This window comes from Streptococcus sp. CL6.35, assembly GCF_049737915.1.
Taxonomy (GTDB): Bacteria; Bacillota; Bacilli; order Lactobacillales; family Streptococcaceae; genus Streptococcus.
This window is the reverse complement of the sequence record NZ_JBKOTU010000001.1, coordinates 283,822-307,309: the sequence shown is the minus strand read 5'-3', so window position 1 is coordinate 307,309 and position 23,488 is coordinate 283,822. Positions and strand designations below refer to the sequence as shown.

Here is a 23,488-nt window from a genome sequence, read left to right as displayed (position 1 = left end):
AGTAAGTCCTGTGGACTTTTTCAGCCTGAGCCAAGAAACTCGAAAACTCTTAAGTTTGATTGGCTTTTTCAATGTGAACCTTGTCTTCACACTCCCAAAGAGGTATTAGTGTCGTGTCTCAATCTTATATCAATGTTATCGGTGCTGGTTTGGCAGGGTCAGAAGCAGCCTACCAAATCGCAGAGCGTGGTATTCCAGTTAAACTTTATGAAATGCGTGGTGTCAAGTCAACACCTCAACACAAAACAGATAATTTTGCTGAATTGGTTTGTTCCAATTCCTTACGTGGGGATGCCTTGACAAATGCAGTGGGTCTCCTCAAGGAAGAAATGCGTCGCTTGGGTTCTGTTATTTTGGAATCTGCTGAGGCTACACGTGTTCCAGCAGGAGGGGCGCTTGCGGTGGACCGTGATGGTTTCTCTCAGATGGTAACTGAGAAAGTAGCCAACCACCCCTTGATTGAAGTAGTGCGTGATGAAATTACAGAATTGCCGACAGATGTTATTACGGTTGTCGCTACTGGTCCTTTGACAAGCGATGCCTTGGCTGAAAAGATTCATGCCCTTAATGACGGCGATGGTTTCTATTTCTACGATGCGGCAGCGCCTATTATCGATGTCAACACCATCGATATGAGCAAGGTCTATCTCAAGTCTCGTTATGATAAGGGAGAGGCGGCCTACCTCAATGCCCCTATGACCAAGCAAGAGTTTATGGATTTCCATGAAGCCTTGGTCAATGCGGAAGAAGCGCCGCTTAATTCTTTCGAAAAAGAAAAGTATTTTGAAGGATGTATGCCTATCGAAGTCATGGCCAAGCGAGGTATTAAAACCATGCTTTATGGACCTATGAAGCCAGTGGGGCTTGAGTATCCAGACGACTACACAGGACCTCGCGATGGAGAGTTCAAAACACCTTACGCGGTTGTCCAACTTCGTCAGGACAATGCGGCTGGTAGCCTCTACAATATCGTCGGTTTCCAGACCCACCTCAAATGGGGAGAACAAAAGCGTGTCTTCCAAATGATTCCAGGTCTTGAAAATGCGGAGTTTGTTCGTTATGGCGTCATGCACCGCAATTCTTATATGGATTCACCAAATCTTCTGGAGCAGACCTACCGTTCTAAGAAGCAACCAAATCTCTTCTTTGCTGGTCAAATGACTGGTGTGGAAGGCTATGTTGAATCAGCAGCATCAGGCTTGGTTGCGGGTATTAATGCGGCTCGACTCTTCAAGGGTGAAAGTGAGGCTATTTTCCCAGAGACAACAGCGATTGGAAGTCTGGCTCATTACATCACCCATGCCGACAGCAAGCATTTTCAACCGATGAATGTCAATTTTGGGATTATCAAGGAATTGGAAGGCGAGCGTATCCGTGATAAAAAAGCTCGTTATGAAAAAATTGCAGAGCGTGCCCTTAACGATTTAGAGGAATTTTTAACGGTCTAATTTTTTTGAAAGAATTGCTCATGATACTATAAAAATCTTAGAAATTGTGATAAAATAGGTAGGATAAAAAAAGGAGAGTGAAAATGGCGAATCCCAAGTATAAACGTATTTTAATCAAGTTATCAGGTGAAGCCCTTGCCGGTGAACGTGGCGTAGGGATTGATATCCAAACAGTTCAAACAATCGCAAAAGAGATTCAAGAAGTTCATAGCTTAGGTATCGAAATTGCCCTTGTTATCGGTGGAGGAAATCTTTGGCGTGGAGAACCTGCTGCAGAAGCAGGAATGGACCGCGTTCAGGCAGATTACACAGGAATGCTTGGGACTGTTATGAATGCTCTTGTGATGGCAGATTCATTGCAACAAGTTGGGGTTGATACGCGTGTACAAACAGCTATTGCCATGCAACAAGTGGCAGAGCCTTACGTACGTGGACGTGCCCTTCGTCACCTTGAAAAAGGCCGTATCGTTATCTTTGGTGCCGGAATTGGTTCACCATACTTCTCAACAGATACAACAGCGGCTCTTCGTGCAGCTGAAATCGAAGCAGATGCCATCCTTATGGCTAAAAATGGTGTCGACGGTGTTTACAATGCCGATCCTAAGAAGGACAAGACAGCCGTTAAGTTTGAAGAATTGACTCACCGTGACGTTATCAATAAAGGTCTTCGTATCATGGACTCAACAGCTTCAACCCTCTCAATGGATAACGACATTGACTTGGTTGTCTTCAACATGAACCAACCAGGCAACATCAAACGTGTCGTATTTGGTGAAAATATCGGAACAACAGTTTCAAACAATATCGAAGAAAAGGAATAAGAAAGATTATGGCTAACGCAATTATTGAAAAAGCTAAAGAGAGAATGACCCAATCTCACCACTCACTTGCTCGTGAATTTGGTGCTATCCGTGCCGGTCGTGCCAATGCAAGCTTGCTTGACCGTGTACATGTAGAATACTATGGAGTCGAAACTCCTCTTAACCAAATCGCTTCAATTACTATTCCAGAAGCGCGTGTTTTGTTGGTAACACCATTTGACAAATCTTCATTGAAAGACATCGAACGTGCCTTGAACGCTTCTGATCTTGGTATTACACCAGCTAATGATGGTTCTGTGATTCGCTTGGTTATCCCTGCTCTTACAGAAGAAACTCGTCGTGACCTTGCGAAAGAAGTGAAGAAGGTCGGCGAAAATGCTAAAGTGGCTGTCCGCAATATCCGTCGTGATGCTATGGATGAAGCCAAGAAACAAGAAAAAGCAAAAGAAATCACTGAAGATGAATTGAAGACTCTTGAAAAAGATATTCAAAAAGTAACAGACGATGCTGTCAAACACATCGATGACATGACTGCCAACAAAGAAAAAGAACTCTTGGAAGTCTAAAAATAAACAGAAAAACTCAGTTGGCATTGCTGGCTGAGTTTTATTCGAAAGAAGGAAATATGAATACAAATCTTGCAAGTTTTATCGTTGGACTCATCATCGATGAAAATGACCGTTTTTACTTTGTGCAAAAGGATGGCCAAACCTATGCGCTTGCCAAGGAAGAAGGTCAGCATACCGTAGGGGATACGGTTAAAGGTTTCGCCTATACAGATATGAAGCAAAAACTCCGCTTGACGACTCTAGAAGTGACTGCTACTCAGGATCAATTTGGTTGGGGACGTGTCACAGAGGTTCGTAAGGACTTGGGTGTCTTTGTAGATACAGGTCTTCCTGACAAGGAAATCGTAGTGTCACTTGATATTCTCCCTGAGCTCAAGGAACTCTGGCCTAAGAAGGGCGACCAACTCTATATCCGTCTTGAAGTGGATAAGAAAGATCGAATCTGGGGACTCTTGGCCTATCAAGAAGACTTCCAACGTCTGGCTCGTCCTGCCTACAACAACATGCAGAACCAAAACTGGCCAGCCATTGTATACCGCCTCAAGCTGTCAGGAACTTTTGTTTACTTACCAGAAAATAATATGCTTGGTTTTATTCACCCAAGTGAGCGTTATGCAGAACCACGTTTGGGGCAGGTCTTAGATGCGCGTGTCATTGGTTTCCGTGAAGTGGACCGTACCTTGAACCTCTCTCTCAAACCACGTTCCTTTGAAATGTTGGAAAACGATGCTCAGATGATTTTGACCTACTTGGAAAGCAATGGCGGTTTCATGACCTTAAATGATAAGTCATCTCCAGACGACATCAAGGCAACCTTTGGAATTTCTAAAGGTCAGTTCAAGAAAGCACTTGGTGGCTTGATGAAGGCTGGTAAAATCAAGCAAGACCAGTTTGGGACAGAGTTGATTTAGGGTAGCTTATGAGAAAATCATTTTACACTTGGCTCATGACCGAGCGCAATCCTAAAAGTAACAGTCCTAAAGCCATCTTGGCAGATCTAGCATTTGAAGAGTCAGCCTTCCCAAAACACACAGATGATTTTGATGAGGTCAGTCGCTTTTTGGAAGAACATGCCAGTTTCTCTTTCAATCTAGGAGACTTTGATGCTATCTGGCAAGAATACTTAGAACACTAGACTTTATTCATTGGGTTTGGGCTAGTAATTTATCGATCCCTTTGCTATAATAAAAAGAAATAAACGGATTAGAGAGGTTCTTTATTTGAAGGAACATTCAATAGACATTCAACTGAGTCATCCAGATGACCTGTTTCATCTTTTTGGTTCCAATGAACGCCATCTTCGTTTGATGGAAGAAGAGCTTGATGTGGTGATCCATGCCCGTACGGAGATTGTGCAGGTTTTGGGAGAAGAGACTGCCTGTGAGGAAGCCCGTCAGGTTATCCAAGCCTTGATGGTTTTGGTGAATCGAGGGATGACGGTTGGCACGCCAGATGTGGTGACTGCGATTAGCATGGTCAAAAACGATGAAATCGACAAGTTTGTCGCCCTTTACGAAGAAGAAATTATCAAAGACAATACAGGGAAGCCTATTCGTGTCAAAACCTTGGGTCAAAAGCTTTATGTGGACAGTGTCAAACAGCATGATGTGACCTTTGGAATCGGACCAGCAGGGACAGGGAAGACCTTTCTTGCAGTGACCTTGGCAGTGACTGCTCTTAAACGTGGGCAAGTAAAGCGGATTATCCTGACACGTCCAGCAGTGGAAGCAGGTGAAAGTCTAGGGTTTCTTCCGGGTGATCTTAAGGAGAAGGTCGATCCTTACCTTCGACCTGTTTACGATGCCTTGTATCAGATTCTCGGCAAAGACCAAACAACTCGTCTCATGGAGCGTGAAATTATCGAGATTGCACCTCTTGCCTACATGCGTGGACGGACCTTGGATGATGCCTTTGTCATTCTCGATGAGGCGCAAAATACGACCATCATGCAGATGAAGATGTTCTTGACTCGTTTAGGTTTTAATTCTAAGATGATTGTCAATGGAGATATCAGTCAGATTGACCTGCCACGCAATGTTAAGTCAGGTTTGATTGATGCCCAGGAGAAACTCAAGAACATTCACCAAATCGACTTTGTTCATTTTTCAGCCAAGGATGTGGTTCGCCATCCAGTTGTCGCTCAGATTATCCGAGCTTATGAACCAGCTCCAGTGAAAAAGGCAGAGAGTGAAGAATTAGATCCTCAACCTCTATCTGAAGGATAGTTCTTTTGTACTTAAAGTTATCTCAATACCAAATATAAATTTGCTTTTTAGATATTTCATTCAATATCCTTATCTTAGTTAGAAACTTTTCAAGTGGTGGAATCCTATGGAATCAATTTTTGTAAAATTTGCCCAGTATCCGTATATAGAAACTGAGCGTTTATTGCTCCGACCTGTAACTTTGGATGATGCGGAAGCTATGTTTGAGTATGCATCAGACAGAGAAAATACGCGCTACACTTTTCCAACAAATCAAAGTTTGGAAGAAACCAAGAATAACATTGCTCAGTTCTACTTGGCTAATCCCTTGGGACGTTGGGGGATCGAATTAAAAGATAATGGCAAGTTTATCGGAACTATTGACTTACACAAGATTGATCCTGTTCTTAAGAAGGCAGCTATTGGTTACATTATCAATAAAAAGTATTGGAATCAAGGTTTGACGACAGAAGCCAATCGTGCCGTGATTGAGCTGGCTTTTGAGAAGATTGGAATGAACAAGTTGACCGCCCTTCACGATAAGGATAATCCCGCATCTGGCAAGGTCATGGAGAAATCAGGTATGCGCTTTTCTTATGAAGAACCTTATGCCAGAATGGATAATAAAGAAGCAGGCCGAATTGTTACAAGAGTTCATTATGTCTTGACTAAGGAAGACTATTTTGCAAATAAATAAGCAGTTGAAAAGAAATTTTTCGACTGTTTTTTCTTCCTCTTACGAATAATCTAAGAGAGGAGAAAATATGGAAGTAATTATCGAGAAAATCAAAGAGTATAAAATCATTGTCATCTGTACTGGTCTGGGCTTACTTGTCGGAGGATTATTCCTGCTAAAACCAGCTCCACAAACACCTGTAAAAGAACCGAATTTGCAGGCTGAAGTTGCAGCTGTTTCTAAGGATTCATTATCCGAAAAGGAAGTAAAAAAGGAAGAGAAGGACGAACCCCTTGAACAAGATTTGATCACAGTAGATGTGAAGGGGGCTGTCAAATCGCCAGGAATTTACGATTTGCCGGTAGGTAGTCGAGTCAATGATGCAGTGCAGAAAGCAGGTGGATTGACAGAAGAAGCGGACAGCAAGTCGCTCAATCTAGCTCAGAAAGTTAGTGATGAGGCTCTAGTTTACGTTCCAACTAAGGGAGAAGAAGCGGCTAGTCAACAGGCAGGTTCTGGAGCGCCTTCTTCAACAAGCAAGGACAAGAAGGTCAATCTCAATAAGGCTAGTCTGGAAGAACTCAAGCAGGTCAAGGGTCTGGGAGGAAAACGTGCTCAGGATATTATAGACCATCGTGAATCAAATGGCAAGTTCAAGTCGGTTGATGAACTCAAGAAGGTCTCTGGCATTGGTGCCAAGACCATAGAAAAGTTAAAAGACTATGTTACAGTGGATTAAGAATTTCCCTATTCCCCTAATCTACCTAAGTTTTCTATTGCTCTGGCTTTACTACGCTATTTTCTCAGCATCCTATATCGCACTGTTAGGCTTCGTTTTTCTGCTGGTCTGTCTCTTTTTCCAATTTCCGTGGAAGTCTGTTGGTAAAGTTCTAGTGCTTTGTGGAATTTTTGGATTCTGGTTTGTTTTTCAAACTTGGCAACAGAGTCAAGCTAGTCAAAACCTAGCGGATTCTGTTGAAAGGGTACGGATTTTACCAGATACCATCAAAGTCAATGGGGATAGTCTGTCCTTTCGAGGCAAGGCTGACAGCCGTATCTTCCAAGTTTACTATAAGCTTCAGTCCGAGAATGAAAAAGAGCAATTTCAAACCTTAACAGACCTTCATGAGATAGAACTTGAAGGAAAACTTTCGGAGCCAGAAGGGCAGAGAAATTTTGGAGGCTTTGACTACCAAGCCTATCTGAAGACTCAGGGAATTTACCAAACTCTCAATATCAAAAAAATCCATTCACTTCAAAAGATTGGCAGTTGGGATATAGGAGAAAATCTATCCAGTTTACGTAGAAAGGCTGTGGTTTGGATCAAGACGCACTTTCCAGACCCTATGCGCAACTACATGACGGGGCTCTTGCTAGGACATCTGGACACAGATTTTGAGGAGATGAATGAGCTTTATTCTAGTCTAGGAATTATCCATCTTTTTGCCTTGTCGGGTATGCAGGTAGGTTTTTTCATGGACGGATTTAAGAAACTTCTCTTGCGATTAGGCTTGACCCAAGAAAAGTTAAAATGGCTGACTTATCCCTTTTCCCTTATCTATGCAGGGCTGACAGGGTTTTCAGCATCAGTCATTCGCAGTCTCTTGCAGAAGCTACTGGCTCAACATGGTGTTAAGGGCTTGGATAATTTTGCCTTGACGGTGCTTGTCCTCTTTATCATCATGCCCAACTTTTTCCTGACTGCAGGAGGAGTTTTGTCTTGCGCTTATGCTTTTATCTTGACCATGACCAGCAAAGAAGGGGAGGGGCTCAAGGCTATTGCCAGAGAAAGTCTAGTTATTTCCTTGGGAATATTGCCCATTCTATCCTTCTATTTTGCGGAATTTCAACCTTGGTCAATCCTTTTGACCTTTGTCTTTTCCTTTCTTTTTGACTTGGTCTTCTTACCACTCTTGTCTATCTTATTTGCCCTTTCCTTTCTTCATCCAGTCATTCAGCTGAATTTTATTTTTGAATGGTTGGAGGGAATGATTCGCTTTGTATCACAGGTGGCAAGTAGACCGCTTGTCTTTGGACAACCCAATGCATGGTTTTTAATCTTATTGTTAATTTCCTTGGCTTTAGTCTATGATTTGAGGAAAAACATTAAAAGGCTAGCAGTGTTGAGCTTATTGATTACAGGTCTATTTTTCTTTACCAAGCATCCGCTGGAAAATGAAATCACCATGCTGGATGTTGGGCAAGGTGAAAGTATTTTCTTACGGGATGTAACTGGGAAAACTATTCTCATAGATGTCGGTGGCAAGGTAGAATCTGATAAGAAAATCGAAAAATGGCAAGAAAAGGCGACGACCAGCAATGCCCAGCGAACCTTGATTCCTTATCTAAAAAGTAGAGGAGTAGCCAAGATTGACCAGCTGGTTTTGACAAACACAGACAAGGAGCATGTTGGAGATTTGTTGGAGGTGGCCAAGGCTTTCCATGTAGGCGAAATTTTAGTGTCCAAAGGCAGTTTGAAACAGAAGGAATTTGTTGCAGAACTACAGGCAACTCAAACTAAGGTGCGCAGTGTGACAACAGGAGAGAACTTGCCAATTTTTGGAAGTCAGTTAGAACTCCTATCTCCAAGGAAAATAGGAGATGGAGGTTATGATGATTCCCTGGTTCTGTATGGAAAACTCTTGGATAAAAATTTTCTTTTCACAGGAAATTTGGAGGAAAAAGGAGAGAAGGACGTGCTGAAGCATTATCCTGACCTAGAGGTAGATGTTTTGAAAGCTAGCCAACATGGCTCTAAACAATCATCAAGTTCAGCATTTCTACAACAGCTCAAACCAGAGATTACTCTTATCTCAGTTGGAAAGAACAATCGAACGAAACTCCCCCATCAGGAAACCTTGACACGACTGGAAGGTATCAATAGCAAAGTTTACCGAACTGACCACCAAGGAGCTATACGCTTTAAAGGGTGGAAAAGTTGGAAAATCGAAAGCGTTCGATAGGAAGGACAAATATTATATATTAGTAAAATAAACTAAAAATCTGTTGCATAATAATGATAAAAACGATATAATGAAAGCGCCTTCGATATTAATGATATAAAACCATTAAAAATTAGTAAAAACCATTTAATTAGTTAGTTTATGATCTATTGGTCTTTTTTTGTCCAGTGTATCTGCTTTGACAGTCACTAAAAGTTATAGGTATTATTGGAATACCTACAATAAGTCTAGTATGAATTGCCAGAGATATAACTATATTAATCCCCTGTTATGGTATCGTTATGACAGCTATTCTGAATATAAAGTTGATAGTGGTTGGAATTACAATCGTTATGAGGTAATAAACTACTCCAGCGAAGGCTATTAATCCTTAAAGAGTGATAAAAAGGAGGGCTAGATATGTTGCAGCTTACTCATGTGACCTTAAAAACGCGACAAGTCATCTTACAAGATGTTGATTTTACATTTGAAAAGGGTAGGATTTATGGTATTCTTGCTATCAATGGCTCTGGAAAGACGACACTGTTCCGCGCCATTAGCAATTTAATTCCTATAAGTAGTGGAAATATTGTAGCCCCTCCTTCTTTATTTTATTATGAAAGCATTGAATGGCTGGATGGAAACTTAAGTGGGATGGACTATCTTCGCCTGATGAAGAACATCTGGAAGTCAGGGCTGAACTTGGGGGATGAAATTACCTATTGGGAAATGTCTGACTATATCAGCCTTCCCATTCGTAAGTATTCCTTAGGCATGAAGCAACGCTTGGTGATTGCCATGTATTTCCTCAGTCAGGCGAAATGCTGGCTTATGGATGAGATTACAAATGGCTTAGATGAGTATTATCGACAGAAGTTTTTTGATAGGCTAGCACAAATCGATAGACAAGAACAGCTGGTTCTTTTAAGTTCCCACTATAAGGAAGAGTTGCTTGATGTCTGCGATAGAGTAGTAACCATTCATCAGGGGCAAATAGAAGAGGTTTAGTTTATGAAAGATGTTAGTCTATTTTTATTGAAAAAAGTTTTCAAAAGTCGCTTAAACTGGATTATCTTAGCTTTATTTGTATCTGGACTCGGTGTTACCTTTTATTTAAATAGTCGGACTGCAAACTCACACAGCTTGGAGAGCGAGTTGGAAACCAGTCTTGTAAAAGATGAGAGAATCATCAATGAATATGAAGAGAAACTCTCCCAAATATCTGATACCAGCTCGGAGGAATACCAGATTGCTAAAAATACTTTAGACGGGCAAAAAAATCTTTCGACTCAAAAGACAGAAATTCTGACTTTATTAAAAGAAGAGCGATGGAAAGAAGCCTACTATTTGCAGTGGCAAGATGAAGAGAAGAATTATGAAATGATATCAAATAACCCGACTATTAGCTCTGACTTTAAAATGGCGGTTGACCGCCAACGAAAGATTTACCAAGCCCTGTATCCCTTGAACATAAAAGCACATACTTTGGAGTTTCCGACCCACGGGATTGATCAGATTATCTGGATTTTAGAGGCTATCATCCCAACCTTGTTTGTGATTGCTATTATTTTTATGCTAACGCAACTATTTGCAGAAAGATATCAAAATCATCTGGACACAGCTCAGTTATATCCTTTTTCAAAAGTGACATTTGCAATATCCTCTCTTGGAGTTGGAGTGGGTTATGTAAGTGTTCTGTTTATCGGAATCAGCGGATTTTCTTTTCTAGTGGGAAGTCTGATAAGTGGTTTTGGACAGTTAGATTATCCCTACCCGATTTATAGCTTAGTGAATCAAGAGGTAACTATTGGAAAGATACAAGATGTGTTATTTCCTGGCTTGTTATTAGCTTTCTTAGCCTTTATCGTCATTGTGGAAGTAGTGTACTTGATTGCTTACTTTTTCAAACAAAAAATGCCTGTCCTCTTTTTGTCACTTATTGGGATTGTTGGCTTACTGTTTGGTATCCAAACAATTCAGCCTCTTCAAAGGATTGCACATCTGATTCCCTTTACTTACTTACGTTCAGTGGAGATTTTATCTGGAAGATTACCTAAGCAGATTGATAATGCCAATCTAAATTGGGACATGGGGCTAGTTTTACTTCCTTGCCTGATTATCCTTTTGTTAGTGGGGATTCTATTTATCGAAAGATGGGGAAGTTCACGTAAAAAGGAAGTTTTTAATAAGTCTTAGTATTCCTATAGGGAAGGTGAGGAAAAAACTAACAGAGTGAGGGAACCAACTAGGTTCTCTCTTTTTGATTAGGAAATCAAAGAAAAATACAAACACAAACTTTTCAAAAAAATAACTTTTTATCTTGACAAGGACTAGAAAACTTGGTATCATATAAAAGTTGAGAAAAGCAGAAGTGAGAGCTTCTCGCCTTGTGACATCAAGTTGCCTGGCCCTACGGATGAAAAGTTTCTAAGAAACGCTATCATAACGTGCGGGCTTGTATCATTACGAGCCCGCTCTTGTTTTTCTCTAATAAAACAAAAGAGGTGAAAACCATAGCAAAGCAAGACTTATTCATCAATGATGAGATTCGTGTACGTGAAGTTCGCTTGATTGGTCTTGAAGGAGAACAGCTAGGCATCAAGCCACTCAGTGAAGCGCAAGCTTTGGCTGATAATGCTAATGTTGACCTAGTATTGATTCAACCCCAAGCCAAACCGCCTGTTGCAAAAATTATGGACTACGGTAAGTTCAAATTTGAGTACCAGAAGAAGCAAAAAGAACAACGTAAAAAACAAAGTGTTGTTACTGTGAAAGAAGTTCGTCTAAGTCCAACTATTGACAAGGGTGACTTTGATACAAAACTTCGCAATGCACGCAAATTCCTTGAAAAAGGAAATAAAGTTAAGGTATCTATTCGCTTTAAGGGTCGTATGATTACCCATAAAGAGATTGGTGCAAAAGTTTTAGCCGAGTTTGCTGAAGCAACTCAAGATATTGCCATCATCGAACAACGTGCTAAAATGGATGGACGTCAAATGTTCATGCAATTGGCGCCAGCGACTGACAAAAAATAATTGTCAGAAAGTTAAATAAAGGAGAAAAAATCATGCCAAAACAAAAAACACACCGCGCATCAGCTAAACGTTTCAAACGTACAGGTTCTGGTGGACTTAAACGTTTCCGTGCTTACACTTCTCACCGTTTCCACGGAAAAACTAAGAAACAACGTCGTCATCTTCGTAAAGCATCTATGGTGCATTCAGGAGACTACAAACGTATCAAAGCAATGCTTACTCGCTTGAAATAATAGCTTGACTGTAAGTAAACAATTCTAGGAAATATTTGGAGGAAATAAAACATGGCACGTGTTAAAGGTGGCGTTGTATCACGCAAACGTCGTAAACGTATTCTTAAATTAGCAAAAGGTTACTATGGAGCTAAACACATCTTGTTCCGTACTGCAAAAGAACAAGTAATGAACTCTTACTACTATGCATACCGTGACCGTCGTCAGAAAAAACGTGACTTCCGCAAATTGTGGATTACTCGTATCAACGCGGCAGCTCGTATGAACGGACTTTCATACTCACAATTGATGCATGGTTTGAAATTAGCTGAAATCGAAGTTAACCGTAAAATGCTTGCTGACTTGGCTGTTAACGATGCAGCAGCTTTCACAGCTCTTGCAGATGCAGCTAAAGCAAAACTTGGTAAATAATAACAGATAAGACTGGAACAGGATTGTCCCAGTCTTTTTAAAAATAAAGGAGAAAAATATGGCTTCAAAAATGCTACACACTTGCTTGCGAGTAGAAAATCTTGAAAAATCAATCGCATTTTATCAAGATGCTTTTGGATTTAAAGAATTGCGTCGCAGAGATTTTCCAGATCATGCCTTCACGATTGTCTATCTAGGTCTTGAGGGTGATGACTATGAGTTGGAGTTGACTTATAACTATGATCACGGTCCTTATGTGGTTGGAGATGGGTTTGCCCATATCGCCCTCAGTACACCTGATCTTGAGGCACTTCATAAAGAGCATAGTGCAAAAGGATATGAAGTGACTGAGCCAAATGGTCTACCAGGAACTGCACCAAACTATTACTTTGTCAAAGACCCTGATGGCTACAAGGTTGAAGTCATTCGTGAAAAATAATCTCGTGAAGTCAAGTAGAATGTTCGTTTTCTACTTGACTTTTTTTAGCTGAAAGAGTATACTAGTAAAAATTTAACCTTTAAGGGGAGTCCAGAGAGACTCACAAGGTGTCAGATAAAAGAATAGTACAATTTTCTAGAGGAGACTTTTTGAGTGTGCTCTCTTCTGTTGTACAATTTTAACTGAGGCCTTGCACTAGCAAGGTCTTTTCTTTATCTGGTCCCCTTAAAATTTAAGGAGGAAAAGTCATGAATCCCACATGTAAGAAACGTTTGGGTGCAATTCGTTTGGAAACCATGAAGGTGGTAGCACAGGAGGAAATCGCGCCAGCAATCTTTGAATTAGTCCTAGAAGGGGAAATGGTTGAAGCCATGCGAGCAGGTCAATTTCTACATCTGCGCGTGCCTGATGATGCCCATCTCTTGCGTCGTCCTATTTCAATTTCGTCTATTGATAAGGTAAAGAAGCAGTGTCATCTCATTTATAGGATTGAGGGAGCTGGGACAGCTATTTTTTCAACCTTAAGTCAGGGAGATACTCTTGATGTGATGGGACCTCAGGGGAATGGATTTGACTTGTCTGATCTGGATGAGCAGAGCCAGATTCTCTTAGTTGGAGGGGGGATTGGTGTACCTCCTTTACTTGAGGTGGCCAAGGAATTGCATGCGCGTGGAGTAAAAGTAGTGACAGTCCTTGGTTTTGCTAATAAGGATGCTGTTATTTTAGAGACGGAATTAGCTCAATATGGTCAGGTCTTTGTAACGACAGATGATGGTTCTTATGGTATTAAGGGAAATGTTTCCGTTGTTATCAAGGATTTAGACAATCAATTTGATGCTGTTTACTCATGTGGGGCTCCAGGAATGATGAAGTATATCAATCAAACTTTTTATGACCACCCAAGAGCCTATCTATCTCTGGAATCTCGTATGGCTTGTGGGATGGGGGCCTGCTATGCCTGCGTCCTAAAAGTGCCAGAAAGCGAGACGGTCAGCCAACGTGTCTGTGAAGATGGTCCTGTTTTCCGCACAGGAACAGTTGTATTATAAGGAGAAAATTATGACTAGAAATCGTTTACAAGTTTCTCTACCAGGCTTGGATTTGAAAAATCCGATTATTCCAGCATCAGGCTGTTTTGGTTTTGGTCAAGAGTATGCCAAGTACTATGATTTAGACCTTTTGGGTTCTATTATGATCAAGGCGACAACTCTTGAACCCCGTTTTGGCAATCCAACTCCAAGGGTGGCAGAAACACCCGCTGGTATGCTTAATGCAATCGGTTTGCAAAATCCTGGTTTGGAAGTTGTTTTGGCTGAAAAGTTACCTTGGCTAGAAAGAGAGTATCCAAATCTTCCCATTATTGCCAATGTAGCTGGTTTTTCAAAACAAGAGTATGCAGCTGTTTCTCATGGGATTTCCAAGGCAGCTAATGTGAAGGCTATTGAGCTCAATATTTCTTGTCCCAACGTAGACCACTGTAATCATGGACTTTTGATTGGTCAAGATCCAGATTTAGCTTATGATGTGGTGAAAGCAGCTGTGGAAGCCTCTGATGTGCCAGTTTATGTCAAATTAACCCCTAGTGTGACCGATATCGTTACTGTCGCAAAGGCAGCAGAAGATGCGGGGGCAAGTGGTTTAACCATGATCAATACTCTGGTTGGAATGCGCTTTGACCTCAAAACCAGAAAACCAATCTTGGCCAATGGAACAGGTGGAATGTCTGGTCCAGCAGTCTTTCCAGTAGCCCTCAAACTTATCCGCCAAGTCGCCCAAACAACAGACCTGCCTATCATTGGAATGGGAGGAGTGGATTCGGCTGAAGCTGCCCTAGAAATGTATCTGGCTGGAGCATCTGCTATAGGAGTTGGAACAGCCAACTTTACCAATCCTTACGCCTGTCCTGATATTATCGAAAATTTACCAAAGGTTATGGATAAATATGGTATCAGCAGTCTAGAAAATCTACGCAAGGAAGTAAAAGAGTCTCTGAGGTAAACTGCAATCAATCTGTTCTTGATTTTTTATCAGTTTGTAATATTGATTATAGAGAATTTTGATACAATAAAATAGAAAGAACAGAGGAAGAAAGTTTATGAAGAAATTGAGATTTGTTTTTTTAGCTCTGCTATTTTTCTTAGCCAGACCAGAGAGTGCAATGGCTAGTGATGGTACTTGGCAAGGAAAACAATACCTGAAAGCAGATGGTAGTCAAGCAGCCAATGAGTGGGTTTTTGATACTCATTATCAATCTTGGTTTTATATCAAAGCAGATGCTAACTATGCTGAAAATGAATGGTTGAAACAAGGTGACGACTATTTTTACCTCAAATCTGGTGGCTATATGGCAAAATCAGAATGGGTAGAAGACAAGGGAGTCCTCTATTATCTTGACCAAGATGGAAAGATGAAAAGAAATGCTTGGCTAGGAGCTTCCTATGTCGGTGCTACAGGTGCCAAGGTAATAGAAGACTGGGTCTATGATTCTCAATATGATGCTTGGTTTTATATCAAAGCAGATGGCCAGCACGCAGAGAAAGAATGGCTCCAAATTAAGGGCAAGGACTATTATTTCAAATCCGGAGGTTATTTACTGACAAGTCAGTGGATTGAACAGGCTTATGTGAGTACTAGTGGAGCCAAAGTACAGCAAGGTTGGCTTTTTGACAAACAATACCAATCTTGGTTTTATATCAAAGAAAATGGAAATCATGCTGATAAAGAATGGATTTTCGAAAATGGTCACTATTATTATCTAAAATCCGGTGGCTATATGGCAGCCAATGAATGGATTTTGGATAAGGAGTCATGGTTTTATCTAAAATCTGATGGCAAAATGGCTGAGAAAGAATGGGTATACGATTCTAAAAATCAAGCCTGGTACTACTTCAAATCCGGTGGATACATGGCAAAAAATGAGACTATTGATGGTCATCAGCTAGGAAACGATGGAAAGTGGAATAAGGAGTCCAAGACTAGCTCTGATTATTATCAGGTCCTTCCAGTGACTGCAAATATCTATAATGCAGATGGTGAAAAGCTGTCCTATATATCGCAAGGTAGTGTTGTTTGGCTAGATAAGGATAGAAAAAGTGATGACAAGCGCCTGGCTATTACTATTTCTGGTTTGTCAGGCTATATGAAAACAGAAGATTTACAAGCGCTAGATGCTGGTAAGGATTTTATCCCTTATTATGAGAGTGATGGACATCGTTTTTATCACTATGTGGCTCAGAATGCTAGTATCCCAGTAGCTGCTCATCTTTCTGATATGGAAGTAGGCAAGAAATATTATTCGGCAGATGGGCTGCATTTTGATGGTTTTAACCTTGAAAATCCCTTCCTTTTTAAAGATTTGACAGAGGCTACAAACTATAGTGCTGAAGACTTGGATAAGGTATTTAGTTTGTTAAATATTGATAACAGTCTCTTGGAAAATAAGGGAGCTACCTTTAAGGAAGCCGAAGAACATTACCATATCAATGCACTTTACCTCCTTGCTCATAGCGCCTTAGAAAGCGACTGGGGACGTAGCAAGATTGCCAAAGATAAGAACAATTTCTTTGGCATTACAGCCTATGATACGACACCTTACCTTTCTGCTAAAACATTTGATGATGTGGATAAGGGAATTTTAGGTGCAAGCAAGTGGATTAAGGAAAATTATATCGATAGGGGCAGAACTTTCCTTGGAAACAAGGCGTCTGGTATGAATGTGGAATATGCCTCAGACCCTTATTGGGGCGAAAAAATTGCTAGTGTGATGATGAAAATCAACGAGAAATTAGGGGGCAAAGATTAGTCCTATAATTGATACTCTTCGAAAATCTCTTCAAACTACGTCAGCGTCGACTTGGATTATATATGGTTACTGACTTTGTCAGTTCTATCTGCAACTTCAAAACAGTGTTTTGAGCTGACTTTGTCAGTCTTATCTACAACCTCAAAGCAGTGCTTTGAGCAGCCTGCGGCTAGCTTTCTAGTTTGCTCTCTGATTTTCATTGAGTATGAATATGATCTGAGTGAATAGTAAGTTAAAAATCCTGATTTCAAGTAAAATCAGGATTTTTTCATGGATGAGATTTTTTCGGGGTCTGGTGTGACACGGAGGGTCTTTTGTCCTGTGTAAGTGACAAAGCCTGGTTTTCCGCCAGTTGGTTTATTGAGTTTCTTGACTTCAATCATATCTACCTGCACCAGATTTGACAGGCGACCTTGAGAGAAGTAGGCTGCAAGTTCTGCTGCGTCTGTTTTGACTTCATCAGATGGGTCTAGGTTGCCTGAGATGACAACGTGGCTTCCAGGAATGTCCTTGGCATGGAACCAAAGTTCCTCCTTGCGGGCCATTTTAAAGGTTAGCTCCTCGTTTTGTAGGTTGTTTCGGCCGACATAGATGATGGTTTTGCCATCGCTTGCTAGATATTGTTCTGGTTTTTTGCGTTTCTGGATTTTTTCCCGTTGTCTTCTGCGAATAAAACCTGTTTGAATCAATTCTTCACGAATTTCAGCGATTTCTTCCAGCCCAGCTTGGTTGAGAACAGTTTCCACACTTTCCAGATAGAGAATGGTTGCCTTTGTTTCTTCAATCAGATCAGTCAAGTATTTGACAGCTTCTTTGAGTTTCTGATACCGTTTAAAATAGCGTTGGGCATTCTGGTTGGGAGTCAGAGCCTTATCAAGCGCAATCGTGATAGGTTGGTTGGTATAGTAGTTGTCTAGGATAACCTGGTCTTGGTCGTTAGGCACTTGGTGGAGGAAGGTTGTCAGCAATTCTCCTTTTTGTCGAAATTCTTCAGCGTTGTCTGTTGCTAGTAACTCTTTTTCCTGTTTTTTCAGCTTATGTCGATTTTTTTGAAGTTCATTTTCAACACGACGAATGAGTTCACTGGCTTGCTGTTTGACACGGTCGCGTTCAGCCTTGTCCTTATAGTAGGTATCCAACAAATCAGAAAGACTTGCAAAAGTCTCTCCTACATGATTTGCAAAAGGAACTGGACTGAAGGAAGTCTCAGTCAAGCATGGTTTGGTTTCTTGATTGAAAAAGTTACGGAAAGTAGGTAGTTTATCACTAACCAGTATGCTTTCCAATTCATTTGCCGTATCACGTCCCAGACCTTGAAAGAGGTTTTGAAGGTTCTTAGCTCTCGTTTCCTGAGTTTGTAGGATTTCAAAGAGCTTTTCATCCTTGATCGTAAAAGGATTGAGAGATTCCGTACTTGGCGGAGCGATATAGGTCGATCCAGGAAGCAAGGTACGGTAGCTATTTTGTGAAAAGCCAACATGTTTGATGACTTCGAGGATTTTGTGGCTACTTTTATCAACCAGTAGAATATTACTGTGTTTCCCCATGATTTCGATAATCAAGGTAGCCTGAATATGGTCTCCAATCTCGTTTTTATTGGAAACTGTCATTTCCACAATACGGTCATTTTCCACTTGCTCAATCGATTCAATCAGGGCACCCTGCAAATATTTTCTTAAAACCATGATAAAGGTAGAAGGCTGGGCTGGGTTTTCAAAAGTTGTTTGGGTCAGCTGAATGCGTCCAAAAACTGGATGGGCAGAAAGGAGCAGGCGATGACTTTGGCGATTGCTACGGATTTGCAAGACCAACTCTTGTTCAAAAGGTTGATTGATTTTCTGAATGCGACCATTCACTAATTCTCTTCGCAATTCCTCAACCATGTGGTGTAAAAAAAATCCGTCAAATGACATCGTTCTCTCCTTGTGATTGTATTCCATAGTATTATATCAAAAAGGTAGAATAAAATCATGGAAATGTGGTATAATAAAGCCAAGTAAAGAGAAACGAGAAGCACATGTATATTGAAATGGTAGATGAAACTGGTCAAGTTTCAAAAGAAATGTTGCAACAAACCCAAGAGATTTTGGAATTTGCAGCCCAAAAATTAGGAAAAGAAGACAAGGAGATGGCAGTTACCTTTGTGACTAATGAACGTAGTCATGAACTTAATCTTGAGTACCGTGACACAGACCGTCCGACAGATGTTATCAGCCTTGAATACAAGCCAGAGTTGGAAATTGCCTTTGACGAAGAGGATTTGCTTGAAAATCCGGAATTGGCAGAGATGATGTCTGAGTTTGATGCCTATATTGGGGAATTGTTCATCTCTATTGATAAGGCTCATGAGCAGGCTGAGGAATATGGCCACAGCTTTGAGCGTGAGATGGGTTTCTTGGCAGTACACGGCTTTTTACATATCAACGGCTATGATCACTACACTCCAGAAGAAGAAGCGGAGATGTTCGGTTTACAAGAAGAAATTTTGACAGCCTATGGACTCACAAGACAATAAACGAAAATGGAAAAATCGTGACCTGATATCCAGTTTAGAATTTGCCATTACAGGAATTTTTACTGCTATCAAGGAAGAACGCAATATGCGAAAACATGCAGTGACGGCTCTAGTGGTCATTCTTGCAGGTTTTGTTTTTCAGGTGTCACGAATCGAATGGCTCTTTCTCCTATTGAGCATTTTCTTGGTAGTAGCTTTTGAAATTATTAACTCTGCTATTGAAAATGTGGTGGATTTGGCCAGTCACTATCACTTTTCCATGCTGGCTAAAAATGCCAAGGATATGGCGGCTGGTGCGGTATTAGTGATCTCTCTTTTCGCAGCCTTAACAGGCGCATTGATTTTTCTCCCACGAATCTGGGATTTAATATTTTAAACAGTAAGAGGAAATTATGACTTTTAAATCAGGCTTTGTAGCCATTTTAGGACGTCCCAATGTTGGGAAGTCAACTTTTTTGAATCACGTTATGGGGCAAAAAATCGCCATCATGAGTGACAAGGCGCAGACAACGCGCAACAAAATCATGGGAATTTACACGACCGATAAGGAGCAAATTGTCTTTATCGACACACCAGGGATTCACAAGCCTAAAACGGCTCTTGGAGATTTCATGGTCGAATCTGCCTATAGTACCCTTCGTGAAGTGGATACTGTTCTTTTCATGGTGCCCGCTGATGAAGCGCGTGGTAAGGGGGACGACATGATTATTGAGCGTCTTAAGGCTGCCAAGGTCCCTGTGATTCTGGTGGTGAATAAGATTGATAAGGTCCACCCAGACCAGCTTTTGTCTCAGATTGATGATTTCCGTAATCAGATGGACTTCAAGGAAATTGTTCCAATCTCAGCCCTTCAGGGAAATAACGTGTCTCGTCTAGTTGATATTTTGAGTGAGAATCTGGACGAAGGTTTCCAGTATTTCCCGTCTGATCAAATCACAGACCATCCAGAACGTTTCTTGGTTTCAGAAATGGTTCGCGAGAAAGTCTTGCATCTAACTCGTGAAGAGATTCCGCATTCGGTAGCAGTAGTTGTGGATTCTATGAAACGAGATGAAGAGACAGATAAGGTCCATATCCGTGCAACCATTATGGTCGAGCGAGATAGCCAAAAAGGGATTATCATCGGTAAAGGTGGTGCTATGCTTAAGAAAATTGGTAGCATGGCTCGTCGTGATATCGAACTTATGCTAGGAGACAAGGTCTTTCTAGAAACATGGGTCAAGGTCAAGAAAAACTGGCGCGATAAAAAGCTAGATTTGGCTGACTTTGGCTATAATGAAAAAGAATACTAAGTAGAGGTGGGCTCATGCCTGCTTCTTGTTTTTACAGAAGGAGGACTTATGCCTGAATTACCTGAGGTTGAAACCGTTCGACGTGGCTTGGAAAAATTGATTTTGGGAAAGAAGATTTTGAGTGTAGAAATTCGTTATCCCAAGATGATTAAGACAGATTTGGACGAGTTTCAAAAGGAAGTGCCTGGTCAGATTGTTGAGTCCATGGGACGTCGTGGAAAATATTTGCTTTTTTACTTGACTGACAAGGTCTTGATTTCCCATTTGCGGATGGAGGGCAAGTATTTTTACTATCCAGACCAAGTACCTGAACGCAAGCATGCCCATGTTTTCTTCCAGTTTGAGGAGGGTGGTACGCTTGTTTATGAGGATGTACGCAAATTTGGTACTATGGAACTATTCTCTCCTGACCTTTTAGACGCCTACTTTATTTCTAAGAAATTAGGTCCTGAACCAAGCGAACAAGACTTTGATGTGCAGGTCTTTCAAGCTGCCCTTGCCAAGTCCAAAAAGCCTATCAAATCCTATCTCCTCGACCAGACCTTGGTAGCTGGACTTGGCAATATCTATGTGGATGAGGTTCTCTGGCGAGCTCAGGTTCATCCAGCTAGCCCTTCCCAGACTCTGACAGCAGAAGAAGCGACTGCCATTCATGACCAGACCATTGCTGTTTTGGGACAGGCTGTTGAAAAAGGTGGCTCCACCATTCGAACCTATACCAATGCCTTTGGGGAAGATGGAACTATGCAGGATTTTCATCAGGTCTATGACAAGGCTGGTCAAGAATGTTCACGTTGTGGCACTCTGATTGAAAAAATCCAACTAGGCGGACGAGGAACTCACTTTTGTCCTCAGTGCCAAAGGAGAGACTGATGGGAAAAATCATTGGAATCACAGGAGGAATTGCCTCTGGTAAGTCAACTGTGACAAATTTTCTAAGAAAGCAAGGTTTTCAAGTAGTGGATGCTGACGTTCTTGTTCACCAACTACAGAAACCTGGTGGTCGTCTGTTTGAGGCTCTAGTCCAGCACTTCGGGCAAGAAATCATCCTTGAAAACGGAGAACTTAATCGCCCTCTCCTAGCTAGTCTTATCTTTTCAAATCCTGAAGAACGAGAATGGTCTAAGCAAATCCAAGGAAAGATTATCCGTGAGGAACTAGCTACGTTGAGAGACCAGTTGGCTCAGACAGAAGAGATTTTCTTCATGGATATTCCCCTACTTTTTGAGCAGGACTACAGCGCTTGGTTTGATGAGACGTGGTTGGTCTATGTGGATCGAGATGTCCAAGTAGAACGCTTAATGAAAAGGGACCACTTGTCCAAAGATGAAGCTGAGTTTCGTCTGGCAGCCCAGTGGTCTTTAGAAAAAAAGAAAGGTTTGGCTAGCCATGTTTTAAACAACAATGGCAATCAGGATCAGCTTCTTACTCAGGTGTTCTCCCTGCTTGAGGGAGGTAGGCAAGATGACAGAGATTAACTGGAAGGATAATCTGCGCATTGCCTGGTTTGGTAATTTTCTGACTGGAGCCAGTATTTCTTTGGTTGTGCCTTTTATGCCCATCTTCGTGGAAAATCTAGGTGTAGGGAGTGAGCAAGTCGCTTTTTATGCAGGATTAGCTATTTCTGTCTCTGCTATTTCGGCGGCGCTCTTTTCTCCTATCTGGGGGATTCTTGCTGATAAATATGGTCGAAAACCCATGATGATTCGTGCTGGTCTGGCCATGACTATCACTATGGGAGGCTTGGCCTTTGTGCCAAATATTTATTGGTTAATCTTTCTTCGTTTACTAAATGGTGTATTTGCGGGTTTTGTTCCTAATGCAACGGCCTTGATAGCCAGTCAGGTTTCCAAGGAGAAATCAGGCTCTGCCTTAGGTACTTTGTCTACAGTCGTAGTTGCAGGTACTCTAACTGGTCCTTTTATTGGCGGCTTTATCGCAGAATTATTTGGTATTCGTACTGTTTTCTTACTGGTTGGTAGTTTTCTATTTTTAGCTGCTGTTTTGACTATTTTCTTTATCAAGGAAGATTTTCAACCAGTAGCCAAGGAAAAGTCCATCCCAACAAAGGAATTATTTACATCAGTTAAATATCCCTATCTTTTGATCAACCTCTTTCTGACCAGTTTTGTCATCCAATTTTCAGCCCAATCAATCGGCCCTATCTTAGCTCTGTATGTGCGCGACTTAGGCCAGACAGAGAATCTTCTTTTTGTCTCTGGTTTGATTGTATCCAGTATGGGCTTTTCCAGTATGATGAGTGCAGGAGTTATGGGAAAGCTAGGTGACAAGGTTGGCAACCATCGCCTCTTGATTGTAGCCCAGTTTTATTCAGTCATCATCTATCTCCTCTGTGCCAATGCCTCTAGCCCGCTTCAACTAGGACTTTATCGTTTCCTCTTTGGATTGGGAACCGGTGCCTTGATTCCCGGAGTTAATGCCCTTCTCAGCAAGATGACGCCCAAAGCTGGTATTTCGAGGGTCTTTGCCTTCAATCAGGTATTCTTTTATCTGGGAGGTGTCGTTGGGCCTATATCAGGTTCTGCAGTAGCAGGAAAATTTGGCTACCATGCAGTCTTTTATGCGACAAGCCTTTGTGTTGCCTTTAGTTGTCTCTTTAACCTTCTTCAATTTCGAACATTATTAAAAGTAAAGGAAATCTAGTGCGAGTAAAAATTAATCTCAAATGCTCCTCTTGTGGCAGTATCAATTACCTAACCAGTAAAAATTCAAAAACCCATCCAGACAAGATTGAGGTTTTAAAGTATTGTCCCAAGGAAAGAAAAGTAACCCTACATCTTGAATCTAAGTAGATTTTATGGTAAAATAATAGGGATTTTAAGGAGTTTGATATGTATAACCTATTATTAACCATTTTATTAGTATTATCTGTTGTGATTGTGATTGCGATTTTCATGCAACCAACCAAAAACCAATCCAGCAATGTATTTGATGCCAGCTCAGGTGATTTGTTTGAACGCAGTAAAGCACGCGGTTTTGAAGCTGTAATGCAGCGATTGACAGGGATTTTAGTCTTTTTCTGGCTAGCCATTGCCTTAGCATTGACGGTATTATCAAGTAGATAAGAAAATAATGGGCAG

The 23,488-nt window shown here is 41.2% G+C and carries 28 protein-coding genes and 1 other annotated feature; of the genes, 27 read left to right on the top strand and 1 reads right to left on the bottom strand.

Features of this window, described 5'->3' with window-relative positions; all coding sequences use genetic code 11:
- Nucleotides 1-113 precede the first annotated feature (113 nt).
- The 19 genes from trmFO to ACLNCP_RS01440 all read left to right on the top strand — a co-directional run bounded on the left by trmFO (nt 114) and on the right by ACLNCP_RS01440 (nt 16,580).
- On the top strand, nt 114-1,448 hold the full coding sequence (gene trmFO, locus ACLNCP_RS01530) for a methylenetetrahydrofolate--tRNA-(uracil(54)-C(5))-methyltransferase (FADH(2)-oxidizing) TrmFO (RefSeq protein WP_000083708.1): 1,335 nt from the start codon (nt 114-116) through the stop codon (nt 1,446-1,448).
- Between the two features lie 83 nt (nt 1,449-1,531).
- Nucleotides 1,532-2,269 carry a UMP kinase gene (gene pyrH / locus ACLNCP_RS01525; RefSeq protein WP_000002996.1) on the top strand — a complete coding sequence of 246 codons (738 nt, stop codon included), beginning with the start codon at nt 1,532-1,534 and terminating at the stop codon, nt 2,267-2,269.
- Nucleotides 2,270-2,277: 8 nt separating this feature from the next.
- Entirely contained in the window at nt 2,278-2,835 is a 558-nt protein-coding gene (frr, locus tag ACLNCP_RS01520; protein ID WP_001262220.1) for a ribosome recycling factor, read from the top strand.
- Nucleotides 2,836-2,894: 59 nt separating this feature from the next.
- Complete coding sequence (gene cvfB, locus ACLNCP_RS01515) at nt 2,895-3,749, top strand: RNA-binding virulence regulatory protein CvfB (RefSeq protein WP_001095445.1); 855 nt, start codon at nt 2,895-2,897, stop codon at nt 3,747-3,749.
- Between the two features lie 8 nt (nt 3,750-3,757).
- A complete protein-coding gene (locus tag ACLNCP_RS01510) occupies nt 3,758-3,973 on the top strand; it encodes a YozE family protein (RefSeq protein WP_001232084.1) in 216 nt (71 codons plus the stop codon).
- A gap of 85 nt (nt 3,974-4,058) precedes the next feature.
- Entirely contained in the window at nt 4,059-5,063 is a 1,005-nt protein-coding gene (locus tag ACLNCP_RS01505; protein WP_125392932.1) for a PhoH family protein, read from the top strand.
- A 106-nt stretch (nt 5,064-5,169) separates the two neighbouring features.
- Nucleotides 5,170-5,739 carry a GNAT family N-acetyltransferase gene (locus ACLNCP_RS01500; RefSeq protein ID WP_004254699.1) on the top strand — a complete coding sequence of 190 codons (570 nt, stop codon included), beginning with the start codon at nt 5,170-5,172 and terminating at the stop codon, nt 5,737-5,739.
- Between the two features lie 67 nt (nt 5,740-5,806).
- Complete coding sequence (locus tag ACLNCP_RS01495; RefSeq protein WP_004254697.1) at nt 5,807-6,457, top strand: helix-hairpin-helix domain-containing protein; 651 nt, start codon at nt 5,807-5,809, stop codon at nt 6,455-6,457.
- Nucleotides 6,441-8,681 (top strand): DNA internalization-related competence protein ComEC/Rec2, encoded by a 2,241-nt coding sequence (locus tag ACLNCP_RS01490; RefSeq protein WP_424843932.1) that lies wholly within the window; start codon nt 6,441-6,443, stop codon nt 8,679-8,681. Before ACLNCP_RS01495 ends, ACLNCP_RS01490 begins: the two co-directional genes overlap by 17 nt.
- A gap of 178 nt (nt 8,682-8,859) precedes the next feature.
- A complete protein-coding gene (locus ACLNCP_RS01485; RefSeq protein ID WP_424843931.1) occupies nt 8,860-9,048 on the top strand; it encodes a hypothetical protein in 189 nt (62 codons plus the stop codon).
- 32 nt (nt 9,049-9,080) lie between these two features.
- Nucleotides 9,081-9,668: an ABC transporter ATP-binding protein gene (locus ACLNCP_RS01480; RefSeq protein WP_084928581.1), complete on the top strand. Its 588-nt coding sequence runs from the start codon at nt 9,081-9,083 to the stop codon at nt 9,666-9,668.
- 3 nt (nt 9,669-9,671) lie between these two features.
- Complete coding sequence (locus ACLNCP_RS01475; protein WP_261022085.1) at nt 9,672-10,856, top strand: hypothetical protein; 1,185 nt, start codon at nt 9,672-9,674, stop codon at nt 10,854-10,856.
- A 161-nt stretch (nt 10,857-11,017) separates the two neighbouring features.
- Nucleotides 11,018-11,149, top strand: a sequence feature (ribosomal protein L20 leader region).
- Nucleotides 11,150-11,164: 15 nt separating this feature from the next.
- Entirely contained in the window at nt 11,165-11,695 is a 531-nt protein-coding gene (gene infC, locus ACLNCP_RS01470) for a translation initiation factor IF-3 (protein ID WP_000848180.1), read from the top strand.
- Nucleotides 11,696-11,727: 32 nt separating this feature from the next.
- Nucleotides 11,728-11,928, top strand: a complete 201-nt coding sequence (rpmI, locus tag ACLNCP_RS01465; protein WP_001125943.1) for a 50S ribosomal protein L35 — start codon at nt 11,728-11,730, stop codon at nt 11,926-11,928.
- 51 nt (nt 11,929-11,979) lie between these two features.
- Entirely contained in the window at nt 11,980-12,339 is a 360-nt protein-coding gene (gene rplT / locus ACLNCP_RS01460; RefSeq protein ID WP_000124834.1) for a 50S ribosomal protein L20, read from the top strand.
- Between the two features lie 58 nt (nt 12,340-12,397).
- Nucleotides 12,398-12,778: a lactoylglutathione lyase gene (gene gloA, locus ACLNCP_RS01455; RefSeq protein WP_004254688.1), complete on the top strand. Its 381-nt coding sequence runs from the start codon at nt 12,398-12,400 to the stop codon at nt 12,776-12,778.
- A gap of 248 nt (nt 12,779-13,026) precedes the next feature.
- On the top strand, nt 13,027-13,827 hold the full coding sequence (locus ACLNCP_RS01450; protein ID WP_004254684.1) for a dihydroorotate dehydrogenase electron transfer subunit: 801 nt from the start codon (nt 13,027-13,029) through the stop codon (nt 13,825-13,827).
- Nucleotides 13,790-14,776 carry a dihydroorotate dehydrogenase gene (locus tag ACLNCP_RS01445; protein WP_424843930.1) on the top strand — a complete coding sequence of 329 codons (987 nt, stop codon included), beginning with the start codon at nt 13,790-13,792 and terminating at the stop codon, nt 14,774-14,776. The genes ACLNCP_RS01450 and ACLNCP_RS01445 overlap by 38 nt, the downstream gene beginning before the upstream one ends.
- Before the next feature lie 97 nt (nt 14,777-14,873).
- Nucleotides 14,874-16,580: a glucosaminidase domain-containing protein gene (locus tag ACLNCP_RS01440; protein ID WP_424843929.1), complete on the top strand. Its 1,707-nt coding sequence runs from the start codon at nt 14,874-14,876 to the stop codon at nt 16,578-16,580.
- A gap of 257 nt (nt 16,581-16,837) precedes the next feature.
- Here the strand turns inward: ACLNCP_RS01440 and pavA are convergent, their stop codons facing one another.
- Complete coding sequence (pavA, locus tag ACLNCP_RS01435; RefSeq protein ID WP_033686631.1) at nt 16,838-18,493, bottom strand: Rqc2 family fibronectin-binding protein PavA; 1,656 nt, start codon at nt 18,491-18,493, stop codon at nt 16,838-16,840.
- A 104-nt stretch (nt 18,494-18,597) separates the two neighbouring features.
- Here pavA and ybeY point away from each other — a divergent pair, with 104 nt between their 5' ends.
- The 8 genes from ybeY to secG are packed head-to-tail and all read left to right on the top strand — an operon-like array spanning nt 18,598 to nt 23,473.
- Complete coding sequence (gene ybeY / locus ACLNCP_RS01430; protein WP_000275156.1) at nt 18,598-19,095, top strand: rRNA maturation RNase YbeY; 498 nt, start codon at nt 18,598-18,600, stop codon at nt 19,093-19,095.
- Entirely contained in the window at nt 19,076-19,471 is a 396-nt protein-coding gene (locus ACLNCP_RS01425; RefSeq protein ID WP_261014219.1) for a diacylglycerol kinase family protein, read from the top strand. Before ybeY ends, ACLNCP_RS01425 begins: the two co-directional genes overlap by 20 nt.
- 16 nt (nt 19,472-19,487) lie before the next feature.
- Nucleotides 19,488-20,387: a GTPase Era gene (gene era, locus ACLNCP_RS01420; protein ID WP_000143264.1), complete on the top strand. Its 900-nt coding sequence runs from the start codon at nt 19,488-19,490 to the stop codon at nt 20,385-20,387.
- A 48-nt stretch (nt 20,388-20,435) separates the two neighbouring features.
- The gene (mutM, locus tag ACLNCP_RS01415) at nt 20,436-21,260 is read left to right on the top strand and encodes a DNA-formamidopyrimidine glycosylase (protein ID WP_261066720.1); all 825 of its coding nucleotides are present in this window, start codon (nt 20,436-20,438) and stop codon (nt 21,258-21,260) included.
- On the top strand, nt 21,260-21,865 hold the full coding sequence (coaE, locus tag ACLNCP_RS01410; RefSeq protein WP_424843928.1) for a dephospho-CoA kinase: 606 nt from the start codon (nt 21,260-21,262) through the stop codon (nt 21,863-21,865). Before mutM ends, coaE begins: the two co-directional genes overlap by 1 nt.
- Nucleotides 21,852-23,051 (top strand): multidrug efflux MFS transporter, encoded by a 1,200-nt coding sequence (locus ACLNCP_RS01405; RefSeq protein ID WP_424843927.1) that lies wholly within the window; start codon nt 21,852-21,854, stop codon nt 23,049-23,051. Before coaE ends, ACLNCP_RS01405 begins: the two co-directional genes overlap by 14 nt.
- On the top strand, nt 23,051-23,200 hold the full coding sequence (rpmG, locus tag ACLNCP_RS01400) for a 50S ribosomal protein L33 (protein WP_001809104.1): 150 nt from the start codon (nt 23,051-23,053) through the stop codon (nt 23,198-23,200). Before ACLNCP_RS01405 ends, rpmG begins: the two co-directional genes overlap by 1 nt.
- 39 nt (nt 23,201-23,239) lie before the next feature.
- Nucleotides 23,240-23,473 (top strand): preprotein translocase subunit SecG, encoded by a 234-nt coding sequence (gene secG / locus ACLNCP_RS01395; RefSeq protein WP_000282517.1) that lies wholly within the window; start codon nt 23,240-23,242, stop codon nt 23,471-23,473.
- Nucleotides 23,474-23,488: the final 15 nt, after the last annotated feature.